The following is a 25,076-nucleotide window of genomic DNA, read 5'->3' as shown; positions in this document are numbered from 1 at the left end:
TTGATCAAATTCTATACAGATAAACATATCGTTTTGACTACGCCGAAAAGCGGGTCCGGCGTGATGATGCCGGCACGCAACACTTGCGGCGGGACTTACGGCGGGGGCGGTTTCCGGCTCACCGAACCTGGCCGATTCGTCCGGCGGCAAGGGCGGCCATGTTCAGGATGTCGCTGACCGTCGAACTGGTCGAGCAGATCTGAATCGGCTTCGGCAGCCCGGTCAGGATCGGCCCGATCACGGTCGCGCCGGCCATTTCCTGCATCAGCTTGACCGAGATGCTGGCCGAGTGGCGCGCCGGCATCACCAGCACATTCGCCGGTCCGGTCAGCCGGCTGAAGGGATATTTCGCCGCCTGATCGGGGTTCAGCGCCACATCGACGGTCATTTCGCCTTCATATTCGAAATCGACCTGCCGCTTATCAAGCACCTTCGGGGCCTCGGACATCTTGATCGCGCGCTCGGACAGCGGATAGCCGAAATTCGAGAAGGACAGAAACGCCACCCGCGGTTCGAGTCCCAAAGCCCGGGCGACATGCGCGCCACGTTCGGCGATATTGGCCAGATCCTCGGCCTCGGGCCATTCGTGAACCAGCGTGTCGCCGATCAGCACGACCTTGCCCTTGTGCAGAACCGCCGTCATCCCGACCGCCCCGTCCTGCGGGCGCGCGTCGAACACCAGATTGATCTGCGCCAGCACATGGGCCGATTTGCGGGTGGCGCCCGTTACCAGCGCGTCGCCATGACCCTGCGCCAGCATCAGGGCGCTGAACACATGCCGGTCCCGGTTGGCGAGCTTTGCCGCATCCTCGAAGTCAAAGCCGTTGCGTTGCATGCGGGTGTAAAGCTGCTCACGATAGGAATCGATGTGGCGGCTGTTGGCGGCATTCACGATCTCCAGCTCGCGCACCGCGTCGCCCAGACCCGACTGCTCCAGTTTGTCGCGCACATCCGCCTCGCGTCCGACGACCAGCGATTTGCCCATGCCGCCGCGCTGCCATGCGACCGCGGCGCGCAGGACGCGGGGATCGTCGCCCTCGGCGAAGATGATCCGCGACTGAACCGAGCGCGCCCGCGCGTGGATGCCCTGCAGGATCGCCGCCGTGGGATCCATGCGGGCACGCAGATCATGTTCATAACGCGCCATGTCGATGATCGGGCGCCGCGCCGCTCCGGTATCCATCCCCGCCCGCGCAACCGCCGGCGGCACGATATGGATCAGGCGCGGGTCGAACGGCGCCGGGATGATGTAATCGCGGCCAAAGGCCAGCTTGCGGCCATAGGCCATTGCGACCTCATCGGGCACATCCTCGCGCGCCAGCGCCGCCAAAGCCTGCGCACAGGCGATCTTCATCTCATCGTTGATGGCGCGGGCATGGATATCCAGCGCGCCACGGAACAGATAGGGAAAGCCCAGAACGTTGTTGACCTGATTGGGATAATCGCTGCGGCCGGTGGCGACGATCGCGTCGGGACGGACGGCATGGGCCTCTTCCGGGGTGATCTCCGGGTCCGGGTTGGCCATGGCGAAGATCACCGGATTTTCGGCCATGCTTTCGACCATCGCCGGGGTCACCGCGCCCTTCGCGCTGACGCCCAGAAATACGTCGGCGCCCGCCATCGCCTGTTCCAGCGTGCGCAGCGGCGTGTCGACCGCATGGGCCGATTTCCATTGGTTCATGCCCTCGGTACGGCCTTGATAAATAACCCCCTTGGTGTCGCACATGATGCAGTTTTCATGCTTTGCGCCCATGGATTTCAGAAGCTCCAGACAGGCGATCCCGGCGGCACCGGCGCCGTTAAGGACGATGCGCACATCCTCGATCTTCTTGCCCGACAGCTCCAGCGCGTTGATCAGACCGGCGGCGCAGATCACGGCGGTGCCATGCTGGTCGTCGTGAAAGACCGGGATGTCCATCACCTCTTTCAGGCGCTGCTCGATGATGAAACATTCCGGCGCCTTGATATCCTCAAGGTTGATGCCGCCGAAGGTCGGCCCCATCAGCCTGACCGCGTTGATGAATTCCTCGGGATCCTCGGTATCCAGTTCGATATCGATGGCGTTGACGTCGGCGAAGCGCTTGAACAGGACCGCCTTGCCCTCCATCACCGGCTTGCTGGCCAGCGCCCCCAGATTGCCCATGCCAAGGATCGCCGTCCCGTTCGAGATCACCGCCACCATGTTGCCCTTGACGGTATAGTCGAACGCGGTCTCCGGCCGATCGGCGATGGCCTGCACCGGCACGGCAACGCCCGGCGAATAGGCAAGGCTCAGATCGCGCTGGGTCGCCATCGGTGTCGAGGGCACGATGTCGTATTTCCCCGGGCGCGGCTCGAGATGATAGGCCAGCGCCTCTTCGGGTGTGATCCGGGGCGAGCGGTTTTTCGGTATGCGCGGCATGGTGGCTCCTCCTGACCCCCGGGGATGTTCCGCGCCCCGATATCCCATGCCCGGCTTGGCTTGGGATATCGGGGCGCATGCCTATATCAGCCGAATGACGGAAAAAAGGAAAGCCGATGCAACGCTCAATTCTTGACCTCGCCCCGGTGCCCGAGGGGTCAGACGCGTCGGATGCGCTGGCCAATACGCTGAATCTGGCGCGCAATGCCGAAAACTGGGGTTATCACCGCTATTGGCTGGCCGAACATCACAACATGCCCGGCATCGCCAGCGCCGCCACCGCGATCCTGATCGGGCAGGTCGCCGCCGCCACGAAAACCATACGCGTCGGCGCGGGCGGCGTGATGCTGCCGAACCACGCGCCGCTGCGGGTGGCCGAGGAATTCGGCACGCTGGCAACGCTTTTTCCGGGGCGCATCGACCTTGGGCTTGGCCGGGCGCCGGGCGGCGACATGGCCGTGGCCCGCGCCCTGCGCCGCAGCATGGGACAGGCCGACACCTTCCCGCAGGATGTGGTCGAGCTGATGACCTATCTGGGCCCCGAACGACCCGACGCCGAGGTGCGCGCCCATCCGGGCGAGGGGACGCGGGTGCCGATCTGGATGCTGGGATCGTCGCTGTTCGGCGCCCAGCTCGCGGCCTATCTGGGATTGCCCTATGCTTTCGCGTCGCATTTCGCGCCGGGCGATCTGGAGCAGGCCATCGCCATTTACCGCGAAAAATTCGAGCCGACCGGGCAGGAGGAAAAGCCGCGCTTCATGCTGGCCATCAACGTCATCGCCGCCGACACCGATGCCGAAGCCCAGCGTTTGCGCACCAGCCAGATGCTGGCCTTCGCGCGCCTGCGTACCGGGCGGCCGGGCAAACTTCCCCCGCCGGTCGACGATATCGACGCCGAAATCCCGGCGCAGATCAAGCCGATGGTGGCGCACGCCCTGTCCATTTCCGCGATCGGCAGCCCGGCCACGGTGCGGGCGCAATTGCAGGATCTTGTCGACCGCTATCGCCCCGACGAGGTTATTCTGACCGGCCAGATCTGGGATCCCGAGGCGCGGCAGAAATCCTTCAGGATCGCGGCCGAGGTCATGGATTAGGGCGTCGGCGTCAAAACCGGTGCCGGCGCGGCATGACACGCCCGGGTAACGCGCAGGTGGCGGCCAGCCGTTTTCGCCTTTCATCGCTTTCTGCGGGTGATCAGGGGGCCGGCCCCCGGTCCTCGCGAGACGTGAAATGCGACCCGGCGGGAGCCGATCGGACGATCGGGATGTTGTCGTTGCGTGCCTTGGCCCAACAGCCTGACCTTACCAACAGGAAAGCCGTTTCATGACCGATATCCAGATCCGCAAGGAAGCCGGCCGATATGTCGCCACCATCCCGGGCAAGCCGGGCGAGGCGGAGCTGACCTTTACCCGCGATGGCAACGTCGTCCACGCCGACCATACCGGCGCACCGGACAGTCTGCGCGGTACCGGCGCGGCGGCTGCGCTGGTCGAGGCCCTGATCCATGACGCCCGGACCGAGGGGTTTCGCATCGACCCCCGATGTTCCTATGTCGCGAAGAAATTCGACGACAACCCGGATTGGGCAGAGCTGCGGGCCGTTTGACGTTCGGACGGCGTGCAGAATGCGGGCGCGCCGGTAATCTGGTCCGGTGATCTGGTCCGGTGATTTGCTTACGTCCGCGGACCACGCCTCACGACCGCCGTGCGGCCAAGGGATCCCGCCAGAGGTTGAGGCCAGAAGTTGGCGCGGCACATCAGTCGATCACCGGCAGCGCCCCGACGATCTCGTCGCGGCGGCTTTCCAGCCACGGCGGCAGGATCAGTTTTTCGCCCATGTTCTCGGCGGGTTCGTCCACCTCGAATCCGGGGCCGTCGGTGGCGATTTCAAGCTGGATGCCGCTGGGATCGCGGAAATAGATGCTGCGGAAATAATGGCGGTCGATGATGTCCGACACCCGGATACCATAGGATTCGATCCATGCCTTCCATTCCGCAAGCCGTTCCGCATCGGGCGTTCGGAACGCCAGATGATGAACCGCGCCGGCGCCCTGATGCGCCACGGGCGAGCCGGCCTCCGCGGTCACGTGAAGACGGGCATCAAGCCCGCCGCCGCCCATCCTGAAAACCTCGGTCCGGCCGATGTCGTCGGGATCGGCATAGCTTCCCGCCGGTTGCATGTTCAGTATGTCGCAAAAGAGCGCCCGCGTCGGTGCGATATCCGGGACCGACAGGGTGATCGGGCCAAGGCCAATGATCTGATACGCGGCCGGAATCGGGCTATATTCCCATGTCGGTCCTGTCGCGGCGGCATCCGCTTCGACCAGCCGGTAACGCTGCCCCTCGATATCCTCGAAATCCACTGAGCTGTGACCGTCGACGATCCGCCGCGCGCTGCGTGGCAACCATTCGTCCGCCAGCCGCCAGATCCAGTAATCCAGACTGCCGGCGGGGACCACCAGCCCTGTCCGGGTGATCGCGTTCGTCCCGCGCCGTTCCCGCCCGACCGGCCAGGTAAAAAAGGTGATATCGGTTCCCGGACGTCCCCGCCCATCGGCGAAGAACAGATGATACGCCGACGGATCGTCCTGATTGACCGATCGTTTCACCAGCCGCAGGCCCAGCACCTCGGTCATGAAACGTTTGTTGGCCCGCGCATCGGCGGTGATCGCCGTCAGATGATGGAAACCGGTCAGTTCCATGGCGTGCCCTTGTTCATGCCTGCCCGATAATCCGATATACAGGTGAATATCGCGTTAACTGCCGGGCGGGCGGCGCAGATAGACGTAATAGGCCCCCTCGCCGCCATGACGGACATGGGCCGGAGCGATCTGCTGAACCACCGCCGACAGCGGCGATTGCGCCAGCCAGCGCGGCACCTGATGGCGCAGCGCCCCGGCCCGCACCGGAATCGGGCCGTCGTCGTCCGCGGGCCGGCGGCTGCCCTTGCCGGTAATCACCAGCACCAGCCGCCGCCCGGCAGCGCGGGACGCGGTGATGAACCGGATAAGTTCGGGGTGCGCCTGCGCAAGCGTCAGGCCATGCAGGTCGATCCGCGCCTCGGGGGCAATCTTGCCGCGCCGCATCTGCTTGTGCTTGCCGGCATCCATCCGCAGGGGCTGGCTGGCCAGATGCTCGGACAACGCCGGCGCCAGATCATGCGCAAGCGGCTTTTTGCCGCCCGATATGCGCAGCAAAGCGGTATCGGCGGTCCGGGTTCCGGGTTGGGGGTGATCTTCGGGAACGGTGACGGGCAGGCGCGGGGCGGGTGGCTGCTTGCGCTTGGGGTGGGCCGGCCGCGCAGTCGCGGCAACACGCGCCCAAAGCTCGACCTCATCGGGCGACAGGCGCCGTCCCTTGCGTGCCATGACCTACCCCTTGCCGCCCCACCGGCGCCAATTTGCGATCAGTAGCCGGTCGCCACAAGCTGCCAGTTAGGATCGGCCTGCCCCATGCGGCGCGCGAAGGTCCAAAGATCGCGCTGTTTCTGCGCGGTCTTTCCGTCACCTTCGATGACGTTCCCGTTGGCATCGCGGGTGGTTGAGATCATCTCGCCGACGAAGCGCACGGCAAGCTGCGCCTCGCCCGTCGCCGGATCGAACTCGGCCCCCTGAAGGGCGGTTTCGCGCACCCCCAGAAACTGCGCCTCGACGGTTTCACCCCGCTCATTGCGGCCGGCGATGACCCCGTCGAACGCATCGGCCACGGGCGGCGCAAGGAAGGCGCGAACCTGCGAGATGTCGCCTTTCTCGAACGAGGTCAGGATCATCTCATAGGCGCCTTTCGCACCGTTGAGAAAATCATTGACCGAAAATGCGGGCTCGATCGCTTTCATGTCGCGCAGCGCCTTTTCCGTGGGGCTTCCGGCCGGGGCATGATCGGATATGTCCTGATCGCCAGCCGAGGCGCGGCCATCATCGGCCGGGCCGCCGACGCGGGCCGGTGGCTCGTTCTCGGTCGGGATCCGGGGCGCTTCGAACCCGTCACGGGTCCCCAAGACGTTCCGCAGCCGAATGATCAGAAAAACTGCGATCGCCGCCAGAACCAACAGTTGCACAACGGCGTTCGTCATCAACTTCTCCATCCTAAATCACATCACGCCATTTGTCTGAGGCGCTTCAGCTATTATGTAGGGATCATGGTGGGCCAAGTCCAGTTTGTGCCCGTAATTCGGCCCGATCGGAGGGGGCCTGCTTAAGATGTGGCTGATTATCCTGTTCATCGTGATACCGATCATCGAGATCTCGCTGTTCATTGTCGTCGGACAGGCGATCGGTGTGGGGCCGACGATTCTTCTGGTGCTGTTGTCGGCGGTGGTCGGAACCTGGCTGATGCGGCGTCAGGGCCTGCGGGCGCTGATGGATCTTCAACAATCGTTCCGCGAAATGCGCGACCCCAGCGCGCCGCTTGCGCATGGCGCGATGATCCTGTTCGCCGGCGCATTGCTTTTGACGCCGGGCTTTTTCACCGATTTTCTGGGGCTTTTGCTGCTGGTTCCGGGGGTGCGTGACTGGATGATGCGTCAGGTGCGCGAACGCATGGTCGTGACCCGGCAGGGCTTCGGCTTTGACAGCGCGCCCGATGCGGGGCCGGACTGGTCTAACATGTACGACAGGGACGCCCCGGCCCGGCAATGGCCGCCCCGGAACCCCGCCGGCACCATCGATGGCGAATATGTGATCGAGGATGAGGCGCCGATCCACCCCGACGATCAGCCGGCCAACCGTCCGACCCGGCGCGGCAAGTCGGGCTGGACCCTGCAATAGCCGCATCAACCCGCGGGCCGGCGCGATGATTTGGCGCCGGCGCGCCGGACTGCGGCATTGAGGCGCTGGTGAAGCGGTGCTAGAACCTTTCGCAAATCGCACGCCCGCCGACTGGCGATGGCTTCAACCGGATAGGATGACTGATGAGCGACGAGACCTCGAACAACGCCGACCAACCCGAACAGCAGGCCGAAACGCCGCTGCGCATGTCGATCCTCGCACAGTATATCCGCGACCTGTCGTTTGAAAACGCGGTGGCCCAGAAGGGTATCAGCAGCGGCGACGTATCGCCCGAGATCACCGTTCAGGTCAGCCTTGACGCCCGCAAGCGCGAGGCTGCGAACCAGTACGAGGTCCTGTGCAAATTCCGCGTCGCCTCTAACAACGCATCGGACAAGGCGCCGCTGTTCCTGTGCGAGCTGGATTATGGCGGGGTCTTTCACATCGAGGGCGTGCCCGAGGATCAGTTGCACCCGTTCCTGATGATCGAATGCCCGCGGATGCTGTTCCCCTTCGTGCGTCGCATCATCTCGGACGTGACGCGCGACGGCGGCTTCCCGCCGTTCAACATGGATCCGGTCGATTTCGTCGCCCTTTACCGGCAGGAACTTCAGCGCCGCGCCCAGTCGCAGGCCGATCAGCAGCGCCCGCCCGGCCAGCCGCTTTCCTGAAGGCCGTCAGATGACCAAAGCCCCCCGCGCCTGGCAACGTATGTTGTCGGGGCGGAGGCTGGATTTGCTTGATCCGACGCCGATGGACATCGAGCTGTCGGATATCGCGCATGGTCTGGCCTTTGTCGCCCGCTGGAATGGCCAGACGCACGGAGACTGGGCCTATTCGGTGGCCGAGCATTCGATATTGGTCGAAGAGATTTTCGCGCGCCTTCAACCCGGTATCGCCGCGCGCTGGCGTCTGGCCGCGCTTTTGCACGATGCGCCGGAATATGTCATTGGAGATATGATCTCTCCGGTCAAGGCGGCGCTGGGTACGGAATACGGCAAGCTGGATGCCCGCCTTGCCGCAGCCGTGCATCTGCGTTTTGGTTTGCCCGCCGCTCTGCCTGTTCCGATCAAGAAGGCCATCAAGCAGGCCGACCGGATTTCGGCGCGTCTGGAAGCGGTGCAGATCGCCGGATTTTCAGGACTGGAGGCCGAACGGCTGTTCCCCATGCCGGCCGGCATGCAACTGTCCGGCCTGAGCATAAGGCTGCGTCCACCGGCCGAAACCCGGGCGGCCTATACGGAACGCTTCAATCATCTGATGTCGGAAATGGATGCGGGCAACGCGCCGCCGCCAGTTCGCTAAGGCTCAGATCGACAGATCTTCGATCTTGCCGCCCGACGACAGATGTTCGCGCACCCACACCGGCTGACGGCCGCGACCCGTCCAGGTCTGGGCCGGATCTTCCGGATTGGCGTATTTCGGCGGAACGGTACCACCCGACCGGCGCGTCTTGGCCGGGGCGCCGGACGTCAGGTCCGCCAATGAAAAGCCATACTCGCGCGCGGTCTCTTCCAGCCGGGTCACGGCTTCCTTGCGCCGACGGCTTTCAAAATCGCCGATGGCGCGCTCCACGCGGTTTCTCAGGTCGTGCAACTCTTTCAATTCAAGTTGGCCGAGCTCAATATTCATTTTACATATCTTTCCGGATCAAATGTGGTTCGGTAATCAAAATGAATTATCGCGAGTAATTCAAGTCAAAAATACCCGTCTCCGACATCCGTCGGGCTACTTGGGGCCACGCTTGGCTAAAATCCGCTGTAATGTGCGCCGGTGCATATGCAGCCGTCGCGCGGTTTCGCTGACATTGCGGTCGCATTGCTCGAATACCCGTTGAATATGCTCCCAACGCACCCTGTCGGCGGACATGGGGTTTTCCGGCGGAACTGGCAATACCTCATCACGCGACAATAACGCTGCCGTTACGTCATCCGCGTCCGCGGGCTTGGCGAGGTAATCCGAAGCGCCCAGTTTGACCGCCGCCACCGCCGTGGCGATGGCGCCATAACCGGTCAGGACGATCACCCTTGCGTCGGGACGGGCGGCGCGCAACGCCTCGACCACGTCAAGCCCGCTGCCGTCCTCAAGCCGCAAATCAATCACCGCATAAGCCGGAGGGCGCTCGCGCACATGTGAGAGTCCCTCGGCGATGGATCCGGCCACCACCACGTCAAAACCGCGCTTTTCCATCGCCCGGGCCAGTCTGTTGACGAAAACCGGGTCATCGTCGACCAGCAGCAAGGACGGATCAGGGCCCAGATCGTCTGGCGTATGCGAACTGTGGTTCATGCACTATGCCTATTCATCCCGGGTTGAAAACGCAACCGCGGGCCGCCATCGGCCAGCGCGGCGGGATTCTCATGAATCGGCCACATCGAGGAAGCACCCTACCCGCTCGGCCATCTGCTCGGGCGTCACATCGCGGTTGAAAAACTCGACCGTATTGTCGCCCGGCAGAACCAGATAGGTCTGGGTGGAGTGGTCGACGAGATAATACGGATCGGTGCCGTCATCACGCGCATTGAAATAAACCCGCCATGCATCGGCGGCCGCCTTTACTTGCTCGGCCGTACCGGTCAGGCCAACCAGTTTCGGATCATATCCCTCGGAATAGTCACGCATAACATCAAGCGTATCGCGTTTGGGATCTATTGTGACAAATACCGGCTGCACATCCTTGCCCTTTTCCTGAAGGATGGCCGCAGCCATGGAATTCCGGTTATTATCAAGCGGACAGACGTCCGGGCATTGCGTATAACCGAAATAGAGCAGCGAGGGTTTGGTGAAAACCTGTTTCTCGGTGACCGTGGCACCGTCCATGTTCACCAGCTCGAACGATCCGCCGATCGCTCCGGCGCCCCCCGCGATCACACCCTCGCGGCACTGGGCGAAGCGATCAGAGGGGTCGCCGCTGTTCCGCTTCTGCAGCAGAAGCCAGCCGCCAAGCAGAAGCAAAAGGGTGGTGAGGATGCCTGTCAGCATGATTAATCTGTCTCGGCGCATACCGTATCTCTTCCCGATGGTTTCCGTTGATCGTCGCACGGGGGGTTTGTATCAATTTCCAAATCAGGTCAATCTTGCCCCATGCCGCACACGCTTCGCGATAACGACACGGCCAACCAGGTGGCGCTCTATCTGCCCCACAGTGCCGAACCGATCCGGCTGCGTACACTTGTCCTTTTGCGATGGGTGGCGCTTGCCGGTCAGTTGGGCGCCGTCGTCGCGGCGTTGAAGCTGGGGTTGCGGTTCGATTTCTGGCCCGTGGTTGCGACGATCGCCGCCGGCGCGCTGATGAATCTGTCGGTAACCGCCTATTACGCCAGCCGCCGCCCCGCCGGCCGGCGTCTGGATTCGCGCGGCGCGCTGGCGCAACTGATTTTCGACGTGATCCAGCTTTCGGTTCTGGTGGGTTTGACCGGCGGCATGTCCAACCCGTTTGCGATGCTTATCCTTGCGCCGGTGACCATCGCCTCGACCGCGCTGAGTGCGCGCCAAACCGCAGCAATCGGTGCAATTACGCTGGTCGCGATCACGCTTGCCGCGATATTTCCGCAGCCCGTCAGCACCACCCAGGGGATCATCCTGCGCGTGCCGGATCTGCTGGCCGTCGCGCAATGGTCGGCGATCGGTATCGGCGTGGTTTTCTTCGCGCTTTACGCCCACCGCGTGGCGGGGGAACTGGCCGAGACGACTTCGGCGCTTCTTGTCACGCAGGCGGCCCTTGCGCGCGAACAGCGGCTTCAGCATCTGGGTGGCGTCGTCGCCGCAGCCGCGCATGAGATGGGCACGCCGCTTGCCACCATAAAGCTGGTGTCGTCCGAGCTTGCGGACGAGCTGGCCGAGGCGCTTCCCGACCGCAGCGATCTTGCCGAGGATGCCGCACTTCTGCGCGAGAGTGTGACAAGATGTCGCGACATCCTGCGGTCGATGGGAAGCGCGGGCAAGCAGGACCTGCTGTTGCAGACCGCGGCGCTGCAAACCGTCGTCGAAGAGGCCGCGCGCCCGCACAGCGACCGCGGCATAGCCGTCGATCTGGATCTGGGGCAGAATGCGCGGCTGATGGTGTTGCGCGACCCGGGGCTGGTTCATGCCTTGCGGAACCTGATCCAGAACGCGGTCGATTTCGCGCAAACCCGGGTGGTGATAAGCGCGGATGCGGAACCGTCCCGGATCGGGCTGACCATTCACGACGACGGGGCCGGCTATTCCGCGCATCTTCTGGGCCGGCTTGGCGATCCGTTTCTGACCACGCGGCGCACTCAGGACCGTGGCGGCTATGAGGGCATGGGACTCGGGCTGTTCATCGCCCGCACCTTGCTGGAACGCAGCGGCGCGGCAATCACGTTTCAGAATGCCGAGCCGCCCGACACGGGCGCGGTGGTCCGGATCATCTGGCCACGCGATCGTCTGGTCGCCGAATCGGGCCGCAAGGCGATGGGGGAAAACCCCCTGGTCAGCGCCTGACCCCGCATTTTGTTAACGCTTTCGAAACCGAATCCCTCTAGGGTTGCACTCATGTTGCATAACTGGGGGCGCCAGAATGGCGGGTTTCATGTTGATTGGCGGCTTGGTCCTTATGTTTGCCGCGCTTTCGGTGATGTTGGTCGTTCTGGCCCTGCGTTGGTTGCGGCGAAACCCTCACCCGCCACGGTTGCAGAACGAACACAATCGCGAAGGGGCGGTGCTGCTTTTTCGCGGCACCCGGCTGATCGACAGCACCGCGCCCGCGCGCGGCCTGCTTGCCGCGATCGGGGGCAACGGCGGCGAATATGACCGGCTGATCGGCTGGCTGACCCCCCGGATGCCCGATTTGTCCGGCCGGCTGCAACAGCTTCCGGACACCGGATCGGACGAGATTTTCGGCGTCGACGGGCGTGGCTCGGCGCGTCTGAAACTTCTGGCCGAGGATCTGGGCGACGGCTATCGCCGCTTTAACCTGACCGACCCCGGTGCCGAAGGCGCCGGCATCATTGTCGATTCGCTGTCCCAGAACGCGCTTGAGGAAGAGTTGCACATCCTGCGCGAACTGGTGGATCACGCCCCGATGCTGGCATGGCATCAGGAACCGTCTGGCGCGATCACCTGGGCGAACGACGCCTATTTGTCCCATATGGCGCAGCATCTGCCCGATACCGCGGACGAAGGCCCGATATGGCCGATTCCGGCGCTGTTCGATCTGATCGTGCCGGAAACCGACCAGACCGTAATCCGCCGCGCCCGATTGGGCGGTGATGCCGCGCCCGAGGCCGATCTGTGGTTCGACTGTCACATTCAGCGCAAGGACAGCCAGATCATGTGCTTTGCGCTGCCCGCCGGCGCGGCCGTGCGTGCCGAACGTTCGCTGCGGGAATTCGTCCAGACCCTGACGAAAACCTTTGCCGACCTGCCGATCGGGCTGGCGATCTTCGACAAGGACCGGGCGCTTCAGCTGTTCAATCCGGCGCTGATCGACCTGACCGGGCTGTCGGCGGGTTTCCTGATCGGGCGGCCGACGCTTTATGCCTTTCTGGACCGGCTGCGCGAGGCACGGATGGTGCCCGAGCCCAAGAATTATCGCAGTTGGCGCGAACAGATGAGCAATCTGGAAAGCGCCGCCGCCTCGGGCCATCACGTCGAGACATGGTTGCTGCCCGGCGGTCAGACCTATCGCGTCACCGGCCGGCCGCACCCGGACGGGGCCGTCGCCTTCCTGTTCGAGGATATCACCTCGGAAACCTCGCTGACCCGCAAGTTCCGCACCGATCTTTCGATGGGCCGCGCGGTAATCGAGGCGATGGACGACGCGATCATCGTCTTTTCGGCCACCGGTCAGACGATGCTGGCGAACGCGGCCTATCAGACCGCCTTCGGGCTGAGCGAGGCGATGCATCACCCCTCGGCCCCCGAAGCGTTGCGCGCATGGCAGTCCTCGGCACAGGGCGGGGCGGGTTTTGAACGGCTGCGCGGCTGCCTGAACGGCACCGCCGGGCGGCAGCGCCAGCGCGGCGCAATGATGGGCCCGGACGGCCGGCTGATGAACTGGCACTTCCAGCCCTTGCAGGGCGGCCTGTCGATGGTGCGTTTCGAGGCGGCGACCGAAACGCTGGCGCCAACGCAGCCGGCTGCGCCGCAGGCCGCGCCGGAACCGCAGGCCGAACCGATGTCCCGGCAGCGCGCGCAGGCATGATCCGCGTGCAAGCCTGATCAACGTGTGGGCGTGATCGACGCCCCCGCATGATCAACGCACAGGTTTGACAGCCCCCGGCCGCCGTGGTGATCTGCGGCTCATCGCCGGGGGACACATGCAAACGACAGATCTTTTTGTTATCGGCGGCGGCGTTAACGGCTGCGGAATTGCGCGGGACGCCGCCGGGCGCGGGCTGAGTGTCCGGCTGGCCGAGATGGGCGATCTGGCGCAATCGACCAGCTCGAAATCGACCAAGCTGTTCCACGGCGGCCTGCGCTATCTGGAATATTTCGAGATCCGGCTGGTCCGCGAAGCCCTGACCGAGCGCGAGATTCTGTTGCGCGCGATGCCGCATATCAGTTGGCCGATGCGCTTCGTCCTGCCGCTGAACCCGCAGATGCGCTTTGCCGGCGACACCCCGGCCTCGCATATCCTGGGCCGGCTGATGCCCTGGCAAAAGGGCCGCCGCCCGGCCGCGCTGATCCGGCTGGGGCTGTTTCTGTACGACAACCTCGGCGGCAGAAAGATCCTGCCCGGCACGAAATCGCTCGACCTGCGCCAGGACCCGGCTGGCGCGGCCCTGCAGGACCGCTTCGCGCGCGCCTATGAATACTCCGATTGCTGGGTGGACGACGCCCGTCTTGTCGCCCTTAACGCGCGCGATGCGCGACAGCGCGGCGCCGATATTCTGACCCGCAACCGGGTGACGCTTGCCCGGCGCGAGGGTGATCTGTGGCGGATCACGATGGAGGACGGGGCCGAGCATACCGCCCGCGTGCTGGTCAACGCCGCCGGCCCCTGGGTCGGCGATGTGATCCGCGACGTGGCGCATCTGCCGACGCACGAATCGGTGCGGCTGGTGCGCGGCAGCCATATCGTCGTGCCGAAACTGTTCGATCACCAGAAATGCTATTTCTTTCAGGGCGAGGATGGCCGGATCATCTTCGCCATCCCTTACGAGCAGGATTTCACCCTGATCGGCACCACCGATCGCGACCATCACGGCCCGGCGCAGGATGCCGTCTGCACCCCGGAGGAACAGGAATATCTGTGCAGTTTCGCCAGCAGCTATTTCCGCAACCCGGTGACGCGCGACCAGATCGTCTGGACCTATTCCGGGGTTCGCCCGCTTTACGACGATGGCGCCAAGTCGGCGACGGCCGCCACGCGCGAATATGTCCTGTCGCTGGATGCGAACGGCCCGGCCTGCCTGAATGTCTTCGGGGGCAAGATCACCACCTATCGCCGACTGGCCGAACACGCGCTGGAAAAACTGGCGCCGCATCTTCCGGCGGCCGGACCGGCATGGACGGCCGGTGCTCCCCTGCCCGGCGGCGATTTTCCCGTGGATGGCGCCGATGCCCTGACCCGGGCGCTCATCGCCGAGTTTGCATTCCTGACGCCCGCGTGGGCCAGCCGCCTGATCCGCGCTTACGGGACCGACGCGCGGCTGATGCTGGCGGGCGCGCGGGACATCGCCGGGCTTGGCCGGAACTTCGGTGCCACATTGACCGAGCGCGAGGTGCGCTGGCTGGTCACCCATGAATTCGCCCGCCGGGCCGAGGATGTGGTCTGGCGCCGCTCAAAGCTGGGATTGACCATGACGCCCGCGCAGATCGAAGATCTGGATGCATGGCTGAAGGCCGAAGCGGGCGTCTGAGGACGTCCCGCGCCCGGCTTGGGGCCTACCTGTTAGCGGCCCGCTGATATCGGAGGAGTTGACGTGACCATATTAGCCATTGATCAGGGCACCACCTCCTCGCGCGCCATTCTGTTCGACGATCAGTTGAACGCGCGGGCCAGTGCACAGCAGGAATTCGCCCAACATTTCCCGCAATCCGGCTGGGTCGAACATGATGCGCATGATCTCTGGACCTCGACCGCGGCGGTGGCGCGGGCCGCGATCGAGAAAGGCCGCTCCAGCGGTGCGGCGATCGCCGCCATCGGCATCACCAACCAGCGCGAGACGACCGTGATCTGGGACCGGCGCAGCGGCGAGCCGATCCACCGCGCGATCGTATGGCAGGACCGCCGCACCGCCGCGCTTTGCCAGCGCCTGAAGGACGAGGGGAACGAGGCCGCCGTGACCGAGGCGACGGGATTGCTGCTCGACCCCTATTTCAGCGCCACCAAGATCGCCTGGCTTCTCGATAATGTCGAAGGCGCGCGGGCCGCGGCGGAACGCGGCGAACTGGCTTTCGGAACCGTCGATTCGTGGCTGATCTGGAACCTGACCGGCGGCCGCGTGCATGCGACCGATGCCACCAACGCAGCGCGGACCATGCTGTACGACATCCGCCGCGGCGAATGGTCGCAGCCGATGTGCGCCCTGTTCGGGGTGCCCGCCGCCATTCTGCCCGAGGTCCGCGACAGTGCCGGCGATTTCGGTCTGACCCGCCCCGACCTGTTCGGGAAAGAGCTGCCCATTCTGGGCGTCGCGGGCGATCAGCAGGCGGCGACGGTCGGGCAGGCCTGTTTTCAGCCCGGGATGATGAAATCGACCTATGGCACGGGCTGTTTCGCGCTTCTGAACACCGGCGACCGGGCGGTGACCAGCCAGAACCGGCTGCTGACAACCATCGCCTATCAACTCGACGGCAAACCGACCTATGCGCTGGAGGGAAGCATCTTCATCGCGGGCGCGGTGGTCCAATGGCTGCGGGACGGGCTGGGCCTGATCCGTCAGGCCGCGGATACGCAAAAGCTGGCCCAGAAGGCCGACCCCGCACAGGACGTGATCATGGTGCCGGCCTTCACCGGACTTGGCGCGCCGTGGTGGCAGCCGGATGCGCGTGGCGCGATCTATGGCCTGACCCGCAACACCGGGCCGGCCGAACTGGCGCTTGCGGCGCTGGAAAGCGTCGGTTTCCAGACCCGCGACCTGTGGCAGGCGATGCACGCCGATTGGCCCGGGGGCGGCGATGCGGTGCTGCGGGTCGATGGCGGGATGAGCGCCTCGGACCCCACGATGCAGTTCCTTGCCGATATTCTCGGCGCGCCCGTGGACCGGCCGAAGGCGGTCGAGACGACCGCCAAGGGGGCGGCGTGGCTGGCCGGGATGCGCGCCGGTATTTGCCCGGGCGCCGAGGAATACGCCGCAAGCTGGGCGCTTGACCGGCGGTTTGAACCGAAATTGCCCGAAGCCGAACGTGAGGCCCGTTACGCCCGCTGGACCAAGGCGGTTCAGGCCACCATGTCGCTGTGATCGCGCCTTAGGCTCAGCCGGTATTGAATCAGTCTGTGGTGGATCAGCCTATGATGACTCAGCCGGCGGCAAGGGCCGGGGTCATCTGCCCGCGCGCGACGATCCAGTAACGCGCGCCATCCCCGGTTTCGCCCTCGGCCAGCAGGACATGGCCCGACTGGGCGCAGAAATGCGGAACGTCGATGACGGCGGCGGCGTCCGTCGCCTCCAACCGGACCCGTTCGCCGGGTGAAAGCTGTTCCAGCCGCTTGCGCAGCCTCAGGACCGGCAGCGGACACAAAAGATCCCGTGCATCGACGGTCCGGGCCGTAAGCTGGTCCACGCACCAGCCGAAAACCGCATCCTCGCCGCTGCCAAGCGGCACCGCCAGATCGCCGGCGAACGCCTGAAATGCGGGCATAACCGATGCCGGGACCGCCAGCAGCACCGGCACATCGGCTTCCAGCGCCTGCGCGATGGCGGTGCGAAAGCCGCGGCCGGCGGCCTCGTGCTTGCCGAACTTGTTCAGGATGACCAGCTCGGCCCCGGCATCCAGCCGCGCGCCAACCAGCCCGACCGCCGTTTCCAGCGCGCCGGTATCCAGACGGCACCCCTCGGCCCCGCCCCCCAGGTTTTGCGAGATGCGCAGGACAGGACCGTCGCCCAGCACCCGCAGATCCATGTCGCAAGGGCTGTTTTCACCGCGATCGGTGTTGATCTGGACCGCCCCGGCAAGATCGACGCCGGCCGCGGCCAGCCGGTCGGCAACCGCGACCAAAAGCGCGTCCGCCCGGCCGGCACCGTCCTTGGCGGTGGTTTGCACCAGATAACCCAGCATGGTTTCATCCCATCAGCATTTCGGACTGATATTTCGTACCGGCATTTCAGACCGGCATTTCAGACCGGCTAGCATAGCGGCGCCCCGGGCAATGGCAACTTGCCCCGGAGGGGCTAACGGGGTTGGATGGCGGTGCAAGATGGGGGGCGCTGGTGCGGGGAATTGCGGGACTTGTCCTTGCCGGAGGGTTGGGGCGCCGGATGGGTGGCCGCGACAAGGCGCTGATCCCGCTGGCGGGACGGCCGATGATCGCGCATGTCATCGACGCGCTGTCGCCGCAATGCGCCGCCCTTGCCATCAGCGCCAATGGCGATCCGCAGCGGTTCGGAGCCTTCGGCCTGCCGGTGCTGCCGGATCCGTTGCCGGACCATCCGGGGCCGCTGGCCGGGTTGCTGGCCGGGATGGAATGGGCGGCCGGGAACGGGTTTTCCCGCATTGTCACCAGCCCGGTCGATACCCCGCAGCCGCCGGGCGATCTGGTGGCGCGGCTGTCATCGGTCGATGCCGCCGTCGTGCTGCCGCGCGGAATGACGGCTGACGGGTCGCGGCTGCACCCGACCTCGGGGCTGTGGCGGTGCGATCTGGCGCCCCTGTTGCGGCTTGCGCTGGACCGGGGCGTGCGCAAGGTCCGGGTTTTCGCCGATATGGTCGGTTTCGCGCAGGTCGCCTTTCCCGGGGATGAACCCTTCGCCAATCTGAACACACCCGAGGCGATCGAATCATGGCGGAACCGGCGCGAATCCGCCAAGTAACCGCCAAGGCTGAAAAAAATCTTGGATCGAGGGAAACAATTTCGGTCTAAACGGGTTTTATGACCGACATGGCCCGCTGAACTCGGGCGCGTGCAGCAAAGAAGGGACCAGTTATGTCTGATCACAACACCGATCCGAACCGCACGACCCCGCGGACCACGACGACCAACAACATCAACACGGGCGAGCGTGCGGGCTCGGGCGGCATCATCGGCATCGTTATCGTGCTTTTGATTCTGGCTGCTCTGGCTTGGTATTTCCTGGCTGGCCGCAGCACTGAGACCGCCACCACCACGACCGAGCCTCCGGCCGCGACCGCGCCCGCCGATTCTTCGGCGACCCCGCCGGCTGACACGGCCCCGGCCACCGATGCGCCGGCAACCGACGCACCGGCGGCTGATGCGCCCGCGGCTCCGACCGACACCGCCCCGGCTCCGACCGAGTCGACCCCGCCGGCCGACGCGGCCCCGGCCGACAGCGGCACCACCCCGGCACCTGCACCGAACTGATCGGGCGCAGGCACGCCCTGGTCCCGATCGGATCAGGGGAAAAGCCACGGAAACCCCGGCCCTTTGCGGCCGGGGTTTTTATTTGGCCCGACACATCTTCGTCGGCGGCCGTCTTTTCGCAGGCTTGCCAACCAGCCTGTAGCGCGCCATGTTCGGCCATCAGGTCCGGGCCAACCGGGCGAACCAACGGGGAATATCACAATGATGCATTTCACGCGAACCAAGTCGCTTTTGCTGGCGACCGCCATCAGCGTTGCAGCTGTATCGGCGCCCGCCGCCTGGGCGGAAACGCCGGCCGATGTGCTGGTCGTCGCCGCGACGATCGACGACATCATCAGCCTTGATCCGGCGCAGAGCTTTGAGTTTTCGGGCAATGACGTCGATCAGAACCTGTATGACCGTCTGGTCGACTTCGACCCCCTGGATCTTGATGCGGGCTTCAAGCCCAGCCTTGCCGAAAGCTGGGAGGTCAGCGAGGACGGCAAGACCATCACCTTCACCATGCGCGACGGCGTCAAGTTCCATTCCGGCAACCCGGTCCGGGCCGAGGATGCCGCCTGGTCGCTTCAGCGGGCGGTCAAGATCAACAAATCGCCCGCCTTCATCCTGAACCAGTTCGGCTTTACCCCCGAGAATGTCGAAGAGCTTATCAAGGCCGACGGCAACAAGCTGACCATCACGCTGGATCAGCCCTATGCGCAATCCTTCGTTCTGAACTGTCTGACCGCCAATATCGGCTCGGTGGTCGACAAGGAACTGGTGATGCAGCATGTCGAAGGCGAGGATCTGGGCAACACCTGGCTCAGCACAAATGACGCCGGTTCCGGTCCCTACACGCTGACCGCATGGCGCCCGAACGAGGTCGTGCAACTGGCCGCCTATGAGGAATATTTCCAGGGCGCGCCGGCGATGAAGCGGGTCATCGTGCGCAACGTGGCGGAATCGAGCGCGCAGCGCTTGCAGCTTGAGCAAGGCGACATCGACGTTGCCCGCAACCTGACGCCCAGCGATATTCAGGGTATCAGCGGCAACGACAAGCTGAAAGTGGTCGACGAAAAGCGCGGCCGCATCCTGTACATGGGGATGAGCCAGAAGGACGAAGTGCTGAAGAACCCGGCCGTCCAGCAGGCGATGCGCCACCTGATCGACTTCGACGGCATGGCGAACAGCTTCCTCAAGGGACAGTGGCAGGTTCATCAGGCCTTCCTGCCCGAAGGCTATCTGGGTGCGCTGTCGGAAAACCCGTGGAAATACGATGTCGAGGAAGCCAAGAAGATTCTGGCCGACGCCGGAGTGACCGGCGGCACGATCACCACGAAAATCCGCGACATCCGTGAATATATCGACGTGGCCCAGACCATTCAGGCCTCGATGGCGCAAGCCGGTCTGACGCTGAACATCGAACAGATGACCGGCGCGCAGGTTCTGGATGCCTATCGCGCCCGCGAAGTGCCGATCTTCCTTGGCGAATGGGGCCCGGACTATGCCGACCCGCAGACCAATGCCGGTACCTTCGCGTGGAACCCGGATAACGAAGGCAAGGGGTCGACGCTCGCTTGGCGCAACAGCTATGCCGTCCCGCAGGAAATGCAGGATCAGGTCAAGGCCGCGACGCTTGAAGGCGACACCGAAAAGCGCAAGCAGATGTATGTCGATATTCAGACCGAATATCAGAAAACCGCACCCGTCCTGCCCCTGTTCCAGCGGATCGAACAGGTTGCGATGCAGAAGGGTATCACCAACTGGAGCGGCGGCGGCGCCGTCACCAGCGTGAACTATCGTCAGGTGACCAAGGGCGAATGACCTTGTCGAACGTGGACAAGGCGGGGGGGCAGGGCAACCTGCCCCCTTCGCCGCGCAGGTCGGGCGCCGCGCGACGGCGCGCCAAGCGCATCGGCGGCATCCTTTTGTCGCTGGCCCTGACGCTTCTGGGGTTGTTGCTGGTCACTTTCGTCATCGGGCGCGTGATGCCGATCGACCCGGTGCTGAAAGTGGTGGGCGAGCGTGCCACACAGGCCCAATACGACGCTGCCTATCAGGCGATGGGTCTGGACAAGCCGCTGTGGGAGCAATTCCTGATCTATATCGGCGACGTTCTGCGCGGAAACTTCGGGCGCTCGATCTCGACCGGTCATCCGGTGACCGAGGATCTGAAGCGCGTGTTCCCGGCAACGGTGGAACTGGCCAGCCTTGGCACGCTGATCGGCATTCTGGTCGGGGTTCCGCTGGGCGTGGTGGCCGCCGCGCGGCGCGGCGGCTGGGTCGATCAGATCGCCCGGGTCGTCGCACTGATCGGGTATTCCATGCCGATCTTCTGGCTCGGCTTGATGGGATTGCTGGTGTTCTACGGCATTCTGGGCTGGGTCGGCGGACCCGGGCGGCAGGGCATCGTCTATGACGGCATGGTGCCGACCTATACCGGCATGATCCTGATCGACAGCCTGATCGCCGGTGACTGGGCCGCGTTCCGCGACGCCTTTTCACACGTCATCCTTCCGGCCAGCCTGCTTGGCTATTTCAGCCTCGCCTATATCAGCCGCATGACCCGCAGCTTCATGCTGGAACAGCTTTCGGCCGAGTATATCACCACCGCGCGGGTCAAGGGCCTGTCCGAAACGCGGGTGATCTGGGGCCATGCCTTCCGCAACATCCTCGTGCCGCTGATCACGGTGATCGCGCTGTCCTTCGGATCGCTGCTGGAAGGTTCCGTGCTGACCGAGATCATCTTCAGCTGGCCCGGAATCGGCCAGTACATCACGAAAACCCTGCTGGCCGGCGACATGAACGCGGTGCTGGGGGGCACGGTGCTGGTCGGCTTGTGCTTCATCGTGCTGAACATGCTGTCGGATCTGCTTTACAAATTCCTTGACCCGAGGGCCGAATGACCCAGGCAAGCACCGAAACCATGACGACCCGCCAATGGCTGTTGTCGAATGCGCCGCAATCGCGCCGGCAGGCCCGTCTTGGGGCGCTTTATCAGGGCTGGCTGACCTTCCGGTCGAATCATCTGGCGATGGTCGGGCTGATCATATTGGTTCTGTTGGTGCTGACGGCGATTTTCGCCCCGTGGCTGTCGCCACAAAGCCCCGTCGCGCAGAACCTCGCCGGACGGCTGCAACCCCCTTCGGCCGAAAATTGGCTGGGCACAGATGCGCTGGGACGGGACATCCTGTCGCGGCTGATCTGGGGATCGCGCATCACGCTGTTCATCGTCGGAACGGTGGCGCTCATCTCGCCCCTGATCGGGCTGTTGGTCGGCACGGTCGCGGGCTTTACCGGCGGCTGGGTCGATCAGGTGCTGATGCGGATCACCGACATCTTTCTGGCCTTCCCCAAGCTCATTCTGGCACTGGCGTTCGTAGCAGCCCTTGGCGCCGGGATCGGCAATGCCGTTCTGGCGCTGGCGCTGACCGGCTGGCCGCCCTATGCCCGGCTTGCCCGGGCCGAGACGCTGACGATCCGCAATGCCGATTATATCGCCGCCGCCCGGCTTCAGGGCGCGGGTCCGCTGCGGCTGCTGATCGGGCATATCTGGCCGCTGTGCATAAGCTCTCTGATCGTGCGGGTGGCGCTCGACATGGCCGGCATCATCCTGTCGGCGGCGGGGCTTGGCTTTCTGGGCCTCGGCGCCCAGCCGCCGCTGCCCGAATGGGGGGCGATGATCTCGGACGGGCGCACCTATATCCTTGATTTCTGGTGGGTCGCGGCCATGCCGGGTCTTGCGATTTTCATCGTCAGCCTAGCCTTCAACCTCTTGGGCGACGGGTTGCGCGACGTACTTGATCCGAAGGCGGCAAAGCAATGACCGAACCGCTTCTGGACGTGCAGAACCTGCGGGTGACCTTCCCCTCGCGTCAGGGTGATTTCGAGGCCGTGCGCGGGGTGTCCTTCCAGCTTGGTCGTGAGCGGCTGGGCGTCGTCGGCGAAAGCGGGTCGGGCAAATCCATGACCGGCCGCGCCATCCTTGGCCTCGTCCGACCGCCCGGGCGGGTGACGGCCGACCGGATGACGCTCGACGGCCGGTCGATCCTGAACCTGCCCGAACGCCAGATGCGCGCCATTCGCGGCGGCCGTATCAGCATGGTCATGCAGGACCCCAAATTCAGCCTCAACCCGGTGATGACCGTCGGCCGGCAGATCATGGAGGCGTATCGCCTGCACGCCGGTGGCGACCGGAACGCCGCGCGCGACAAAGCCATGGAGATGCTGCGCGCCGTCCAGATCCGGGATCCCGAGCGGGTGTTCGACGCCTATCCGCACGAAGTTTCGGGCGGCATGGGCCAGCGCATCATGATCGCGATGATGCTGGCCCCCGACCCCGAGATCCTAATCGCGGACGAGCCGACCAGCGCGCTTGACGTATCGGTGCGGACCGAGGTTCTGCGGATCATGGACCGGCTGGTGCGTGATCGCGGCATGGGGCTGATCTTCATCAGCCACGACCTCAATCTGGTGGCGCAATTCTGCGACCGGGTGCTGATCATGTATGCCGGCCGCATCGTCGAGACGCTGCCCGCGGATCAGTTGCACGCCGCGAAACACCCCTATACCCGGGGGTTGCTGAACAGCCTGCCCCGTCTGGACGAGCCCGTCGACCGCCTGCCGGTCCTTGTCCGCGATGACGACTGGCGCGACGCGCCGCTGGTCACCGAGTTTCCCGGGGGGCTTTGAACATGCTGAACGTCTCGGACCTGAACGTCTGGTTCGGCCATGATGCCGACCGCGTCGATGCCGTGCGCGGCGTCGGCTTTGAGGTTGCGCAGGGCGAAAGCTATGGGCTGGTGGGCGAAAGCGGGTCGGGAAAATCGACGATCCTGCGCGCGATCACCGGGCTGATCGCCACATGGTCGGGCCGGATCGCCGTCGAGGGACGCCAGGTCACCGGCAGACACCGCGACCGGGCTTTCCACAAGACCGTGCAGATGGTGTTTCAGGACCCCTATGCCAGCCTTCATCCGCGCCACTCGGTCGACCGGGTGCTGTCCGAAACCCTGCGATTGCAGGGTATGGACAACGTCGACCGGCGGATCGGCCGGTTGCTCGAGGATGTGGGGCTTGGCGGCGGCTTCCGGTTTCGCTATCCGCATCAGCTTTCGGGCGGTCAGCGTCAGCGCGTCGCCATCGCGCGCGCGCTTGCTGCCGAACCGCGGCTTTTGCTGCTGGACGAACCGACCAGCGCGCTGGACGTTTCGGTTCAGGCCGAGATCCTGAACCTGCTGACCGACCTGCGGCGCGAACGCGACCTGACCTATGTCATGGTCAGTCACGATCTGTCGGTCATCGCCCATATGTGCGACCGTCTGGCGGTCATGCGCCATGGCGAACTGGTCGAGCAGATGACCACCGCCCAGCTTCGCGGCCGCGCCGCAAAAAGCGATTATGCCCGCCATCTCATCGCCGCCAGCGAGGGCTATCTGCGCGAAGATGCGCCGCACTGAGCCTGATCGGGGCGGGATCCAACGGTTTTTTCAAGCGAAATCCCAGGTTTTCGTCGCGGATGCCGGGCGCGGGCTGCCTCCGTTCAGAGGATGGTAACTATTTCACGCTAGATCTTTCCCAACTGCGAGGGGAATCAGCATGAATCTGACCATCACCGAAAGCGACGACAACCGCACCGTGATCCAACTGGCCGATGCACGGCTGGATGCGGCCATCGCCACCCGGTTCAAGGACAAGATGCGCGCCGTCACCGGATCGCGGCACGGCGCGGTCATTCTGGACATGTCTTGCGTCGATTTCATGGACAGTTCGGGGCTTGGGGCGATCATCGCGGCCCGAAAGAACATGCCCGACGGCGCCGACCTCCAGATCGCCGGCCTGACCCAGAATGTGGCGCGGGTGTTCAAGCTGACCAAAATGGACACGATCTTTACCATTCACGACACGATCGCCCCGGGACCCGCGGAATGACTTCGGCGCATCGGACCGAGGCGCTTGCCGATCCGATGCGGCAACCGCTTTTCCATCGGGTCTTTCGGGCGGATCCCGGCAATGTGCGCCGAACGCTGATCGAGATCAGGTCCCGTTTCTCGACGCTGCTGGAATCCGCAACCGCGGGCCGGTTGGAGCTGGTTTTGGCCGAGGTGCTGAACAACGTGGGTGAACACGGCGCGCCGACGCCGGATCTTCACGCTGACGATCAGGGCGACAATCTTGATGGCGGCGGGCGTGCCATGGCGCCCGGCCGTCGGCGCGTGCCGCTGGTCCATCTGGCGCTGACCCGCCACACCACCGGCATCGCCTGTGCGATCAGCGATGACGGCAGGCGGATCCCCGCGAATTGCCTGATCCAGCCCAGCATGCCCGTCATCCTCGGGCCGGATCATACGCTGCCCGAAGGCGGGTTTGGCTGGTTCCTGATCCATGATCTGACCCAGTCGCTTTGCTATTTCCGCGAAGGGCACCGCAATTTTCTGGCCTTCTGCGTGCCGTGGGAAGACACCGAGAATCAGCGCTGATCG

General features: G+C 64.6%; 26 protein-coding genes. 18 read left to right on the top strand and 8 right to left on the bottom strand.

Annotation, left to right across the window (positions count from 1 at the left end; translation table 11 throughout):
* Positions 1-118: 118 nt before the first annotated feature.
* Positions 119-2,401: an NADP-dependent malic enzyme gene (locus tag ACFSCT_RS08970; RefSeq protein WP_379142035.1), complete on the bottom strand. Its 2,283-nt coding sequence runs from the start codon at positions 2,399-2,401 to the stop codon at positions 119-121.
* Positions 2,402-2,517: 116 nt separating this feature from the next.
* Between ACFSCT_RS08970 and ACFSCT_RS08965 the strand changes: the two genes are divergently transcribed.
* Positions 2,518-3,495 (top strand): LLM class flavin-dependent oxidoreductase, encoded by a 978-nt coding sequence (locus ACFSCT_RS08965; RefSeq protein ID WP_379142033.1) that lies wholly within the window; start codon positions 2,518-2,520, stop codon positions 3,493-3,495.
* Positions 3,496-3,724: 229 nt separating this feature from the next.
* Entirely contained in the window at positions 3,725-4,006 is a 282-nt protein-coding gene (locus ACFSCT_RS08960; RefSeq protein ID WP_379142032.1) for a GNAT family N-acetyltransferase, read from the top strand.
* A gap of 151 nt (positions 4,007-4,157) precedes the next feature.
* On the opposite strand, the gene ACFSCT_RS08955 is transcribed toward ACFSCT_RS08960, so the two are convergent.
* The 3 genes from ACFSCT_RS08955 to ACFSCT_RS08945 are packed head-to-tail and all read right to left on the bottom strand — an operon-like array spanning position 4,158 to position 6,472.
* Complete coding sequence (locus ACFSCT_RS08955; RefSeq protein WP_379142031.1) at positions 4,158-5,102, bottom strand: VOC family protein; 945 nt, start codon at positions 5,100-5,102, stop codon at positions 4,158-4,160.
* A 54-nt stretch (positions 5,103-5,156) separates the two neighbouring features.
* On the bottom strand, positions 5,157-5,768 hold the full coding sequence (locus ACFSCT_RS08950; RefSeq protein ID WP_379142030.1) for a Smr/MutS family protein: 612 nt from the start codon (positions 5,766-5,768) through the stop codon (positions 5,157-5,159).
* A 38-nt stretch (positions 5,769-5,806) separates the two neighbouring features.
* The gene (locus tag ACFSCT_RS08945; protein WP_379142029.1) at positions 5,807-6,472 is read right to left on the bottom strand and encodes a Tim44/TimA family putative adaptor protein; all 666 of its coding nucleotides are present in this window, start codon (positions 6,470-6,472) and stop codon (positions 5,807-5,809) included.
* 127 nt (positions 6,473-6,599) lie between these two features.
* On the opposite strand from ACFSCT_RS08945, the gene ACFSCT_RS08940 reads away from it, so the two are divergent.
* The 3 genes from ACFSCT_RS08940 to ACFSCT_RS08930 all read left to right on the top strand — a co-directional run bounded on the left by ACFSCT_RS08940 (position 6,600) and on the right by ACFSCT_RS08930 (position 8,471).
* Positions 6,600-7,166, top strand: a complete 567-nt coding sequence (locus ACFSCT_RS08940) for an FxsA family protein (RefSeq protein ID WP_379142028.1) — start codon at positions 6,600-6,602, stop codon at positions 7,164-7,166.
* Between the two features lie 143 nt (positions 7,167-7,309).
* Positions 7,310-7,837: a protein-export chaperone SecB gene (secB, locus tag ACFSCT_RS08935; RefSeq protein ID WP_379142027.1), complete on the top strand. Its 528-nt coding sequence runs from the start codon at positions 7,310-7,312 to the stop codon at positions 7,835-7,837.
* Positions 7,838-7,847: 10 nt separating this feature from the next.
* Positions 7,848-8,471 (top strand): HD domain-containing protein, encoded by a 624-nt coding sequence (locus ACFSCT_RS08930; protein WP_379142025.1) that lies wholly within the window; start codon positions 7,848-7,850, stop codon positions 8,469-8,471.
* A gap of 3 nt (positions 8,472-8,474) precedes the next feature.
* On the opposite strand, the gene ACFSCT_RS08925 is transcribed toward ACFSCT_RS08930, so the two are convergent.
* The 3 genes from ACFSCT_RS08925 to ACFSCT_RS08915 all read right to left on the bottom strand — a co-directional run bounded on the left by ACFSCT_RS08925 (position 8,475) and on the right by ACFSCT_RS08915 (position 10,148).
* Positions 8,475-8,798, bottom strand: a complete 324-nt coding sequence (locus ACFSCT_RS08925) for an H-NS histone family protein (RefSeq protein ID WP_379142024.1) — start codon at positions 8,796-8,798, stop codon at positions 8,475-8,477.
* 96 nt (positions 8,799-8,894) lie between these two features.
* Positions 8,895-9,455, bottom strand: coding sequence for an ActR/PrrA/RegA family redox response regulator transcription factor (locus ACFSCT_RS08920; RefSeq protein ID WP_379142022.1), 561 nt, complete (start codon positions 9,453-9,455; stop codon positions 8,895-8,897).
* Positions 9,456-9,524: 69 nt separating this feature from the next.
* Entirely contained in the window at positions 9,525-10,148 is a 624-nt protein-coding gene (locus ACFSCT_RS08915; RefSeq protein WP_379142020.1) for an SCO family protein, read from the bottom strand.
* 102 nt (positions 10,149-10,250) lie between these two features.
* Between ACFSCT_RS08915 and ACFSCT_RS08910 the strand changes: the two genes are divergently transcribed.
* From ACFSCT_RS08910 to glpK, 4 genes are all read left to right on the top strand, one after another.
* Positions 10,251-11,630 (top strand): ActS/PrrB/RegB family redox-sensitive histidine kinase, encoded by a 1,380-nt coding sequence (locus tag ACFSCT_RS08910; protein WP_379142018.1) that lies wholly within the window; start codon positions 10,251-10,253, stop codon positions 11,628-11,630.
* A gap of 217 nt (positions 11,631-11,847) precedes the next feature.
* Positions 11,848-13,332, top strand: a complete 1,485-nt coding sequence (locus ACFSCT_RS08905; RefSeq protein WP_379142015.1) for a PAS-domain containing protein — start codon at positions 11,848-11,850, stop codon at positions 13,330-13,332.
* Between the two features lie 115 nt (positions 13,333-13,447).
* Positions 13,448-14,992: a glycerol-3-phosphate dehydrogenase gene (gene glpD, locus ACFSCT_RS08900; protein WP_379142014.1), complete on the top strand. Its 1,545-nt coding sequence runs from the start codon at positions 13,448-13,450 to the stop codon at positions 14,990-14,992.
* Positions 14,993-15,055: 63 nt separating this feature from the next.
* Positions 15,056-16,537 (top strand): glycerol kinase GlpK, encoded by a 1,482-nt coding sequence (glpK, locus tag ACFSCT_RS08895; RefSeq protein WP_379142012.1) that lies wholly within the window; start codon positions 15,056-15,058, stop codon positions 16,535-16,537.
* A gap of 58 nt (positions 16,538-16,595) precedes the next feature.
* On the opposite strand, the gene ACFSCT_RS08890 is transcribed toward glpK, so the two are convergent.
* Positions 16,596-17,354 carry a DUF2478 domain-containing protein gene (locus tag ACFSCT_RS08890; protein WP_379142009.1) on the bottom strand — a complete coding sequence of 253 codons (759 nt, stop codon included), beginning with the start codon at positions 17,352-17,354 and terminating at the stop codon, positions 16,596-16,598.
* 152 nt (positions 17,355-17,506) lie between these two features.
* Between ACFSCT_RS08890 and mobA the strand changes: the two genes are divergently transcribed.
* The 9 genes from mobA (at position 17,507) to ACFSCT_RS08845 (ending at position 25,073) form a co-directional block, all read left to right on the top strand.
* Entirely contained in the window at positions 17,507-18,106 is a 600-nt protein-coding gene (mobA, locus tag ACFSCT_RS08885; protein WP_379142007.1) for a molybdenum cofactor guanylyltransferase MobA, read from the top strand.
* A gap of 113 nt (positions 18,107-18,219) precedes the next feature.
* On the top strand, positions 18,220-18,615 hold the full coding sequence (locus ACFSCT_RS08880) for a hypothetical protein (RefSeq protein WP_379142006.1): 396 nt from the start codon (positions 18,220-18,222) through the stop codon (positions 18,613-18,615).
* Positions 18,616-18,816: 201 nt separating this feature from the next.
* The gene (locus ACFSCT_RS08875; RefSeq protein WP_379142004.1) at positions 18,817-20,418 is read left to right on the top strand and encodes an ABC transporter substrate-binding protein; all 1,602 of its coding nucleotides are present in this window, start codon (positions 18,817-18,819) and stop codon (positions 20,416-20,418) included.
* Positions 20,415-21,500, top strand: a complete 1,086-nt coding sequence (locus ACFSCT_RS08870) for an ABC transporter permease (protein ID WP_379142002.1) — start codon at positions 20,415-20,417, stop codon at positions 21,498-21,500. The genes ACFSCT_RS08875 and ACFSCT_RS08870 overlap by 4 nt, the downstream gene beginning before the upstream one ends.
* Positions 21,497-22,420 carry an ABC transporter permease gene (locus tag ACFSCT_RS08865; protein WP_379142001.1) on the top strand — a complete coding sequence of 308 codons (924 nt, stop codon included), beginning with the start codon at positions 21,497-21,499 and terminating at the stop codon, positions 22,418-22,420. Before ACFSCT_RS08870 ends, ACFSCT_RS08865 begins: the two co-directional genes overlap by 4 nt.
* A complete protein-coding gene (locus ACFSCT_RS08860) occupies positions 22,417-23,286 on the top strand; it encodes an ABC transporter ATP-binding protein (protein WP_379141999.1) in 870 nt (289 codons plus the stop codon). The genes ACFSCT_RS08865 and ACFSCT_RS08860 overlap by 4 nt, the downstream gene beginning before the upstream one ends.
* Positions 23,283-24,053: an ABC transporter ATP-binding protein gene (locus tag ACFSCT_RS08855; RefSeq protein WP_379141998.1), complete on the top strand. Its 771-nt coding sequence runs from the start codon at positions 23,283-23,285 to the stop codon at positions 24,051-24,053. The genes ACFSCT_RS08860 and ACFSCT_RS08855 overlap by 4 nt, the downstream gene beginning before the upstream one ends.
* A gap of 139 nt (positions 24,054-24,192) precedes the next feature.
* The gene (locus ACFSCT_RS08850) at positions 24,193-24,525 is read left to right on the top strand and encodes an STAS domain-containing protein (protein WP_379141997.1); all 333 of its coding nucleotides are present in this window, start codon (positions 24,193-24,195) and stop codon (positions 24,523-24,525) included.
* Positions 24,522-25,073 (top strand): ATP-binding protein, encoded by a 552-nt coding sequence (locus tag ACFSCT_RS08845; RefSeq protein WP_379141995.1) that lies wholly within the window; start codon positions 24,522-24,524, stop codon positions 25,071-25,073. Before ACFSCT_RS08850 ends, ACFSCT_RS08845 begins: the two co-directional genes overlap by 4 nt.
* The last annotated feature ends 3 nt before the right edge of the window (positions 25,074-25,076 follow it).

This window comes from Paracoccus pacificus, assembly GCF_042680785.1.
Classification (GTDB): Bacteria; Pseudomonadota; Alphaproteobacteria; order Rhodobacterales; family Rhodobacteraceae; genus Paracoccus; species Paracoccus pacificus.
Note: the sequence above shows the minus strand (reverse complement) of the source record. Positions and strands in the feature narration are given on the sequence as shown.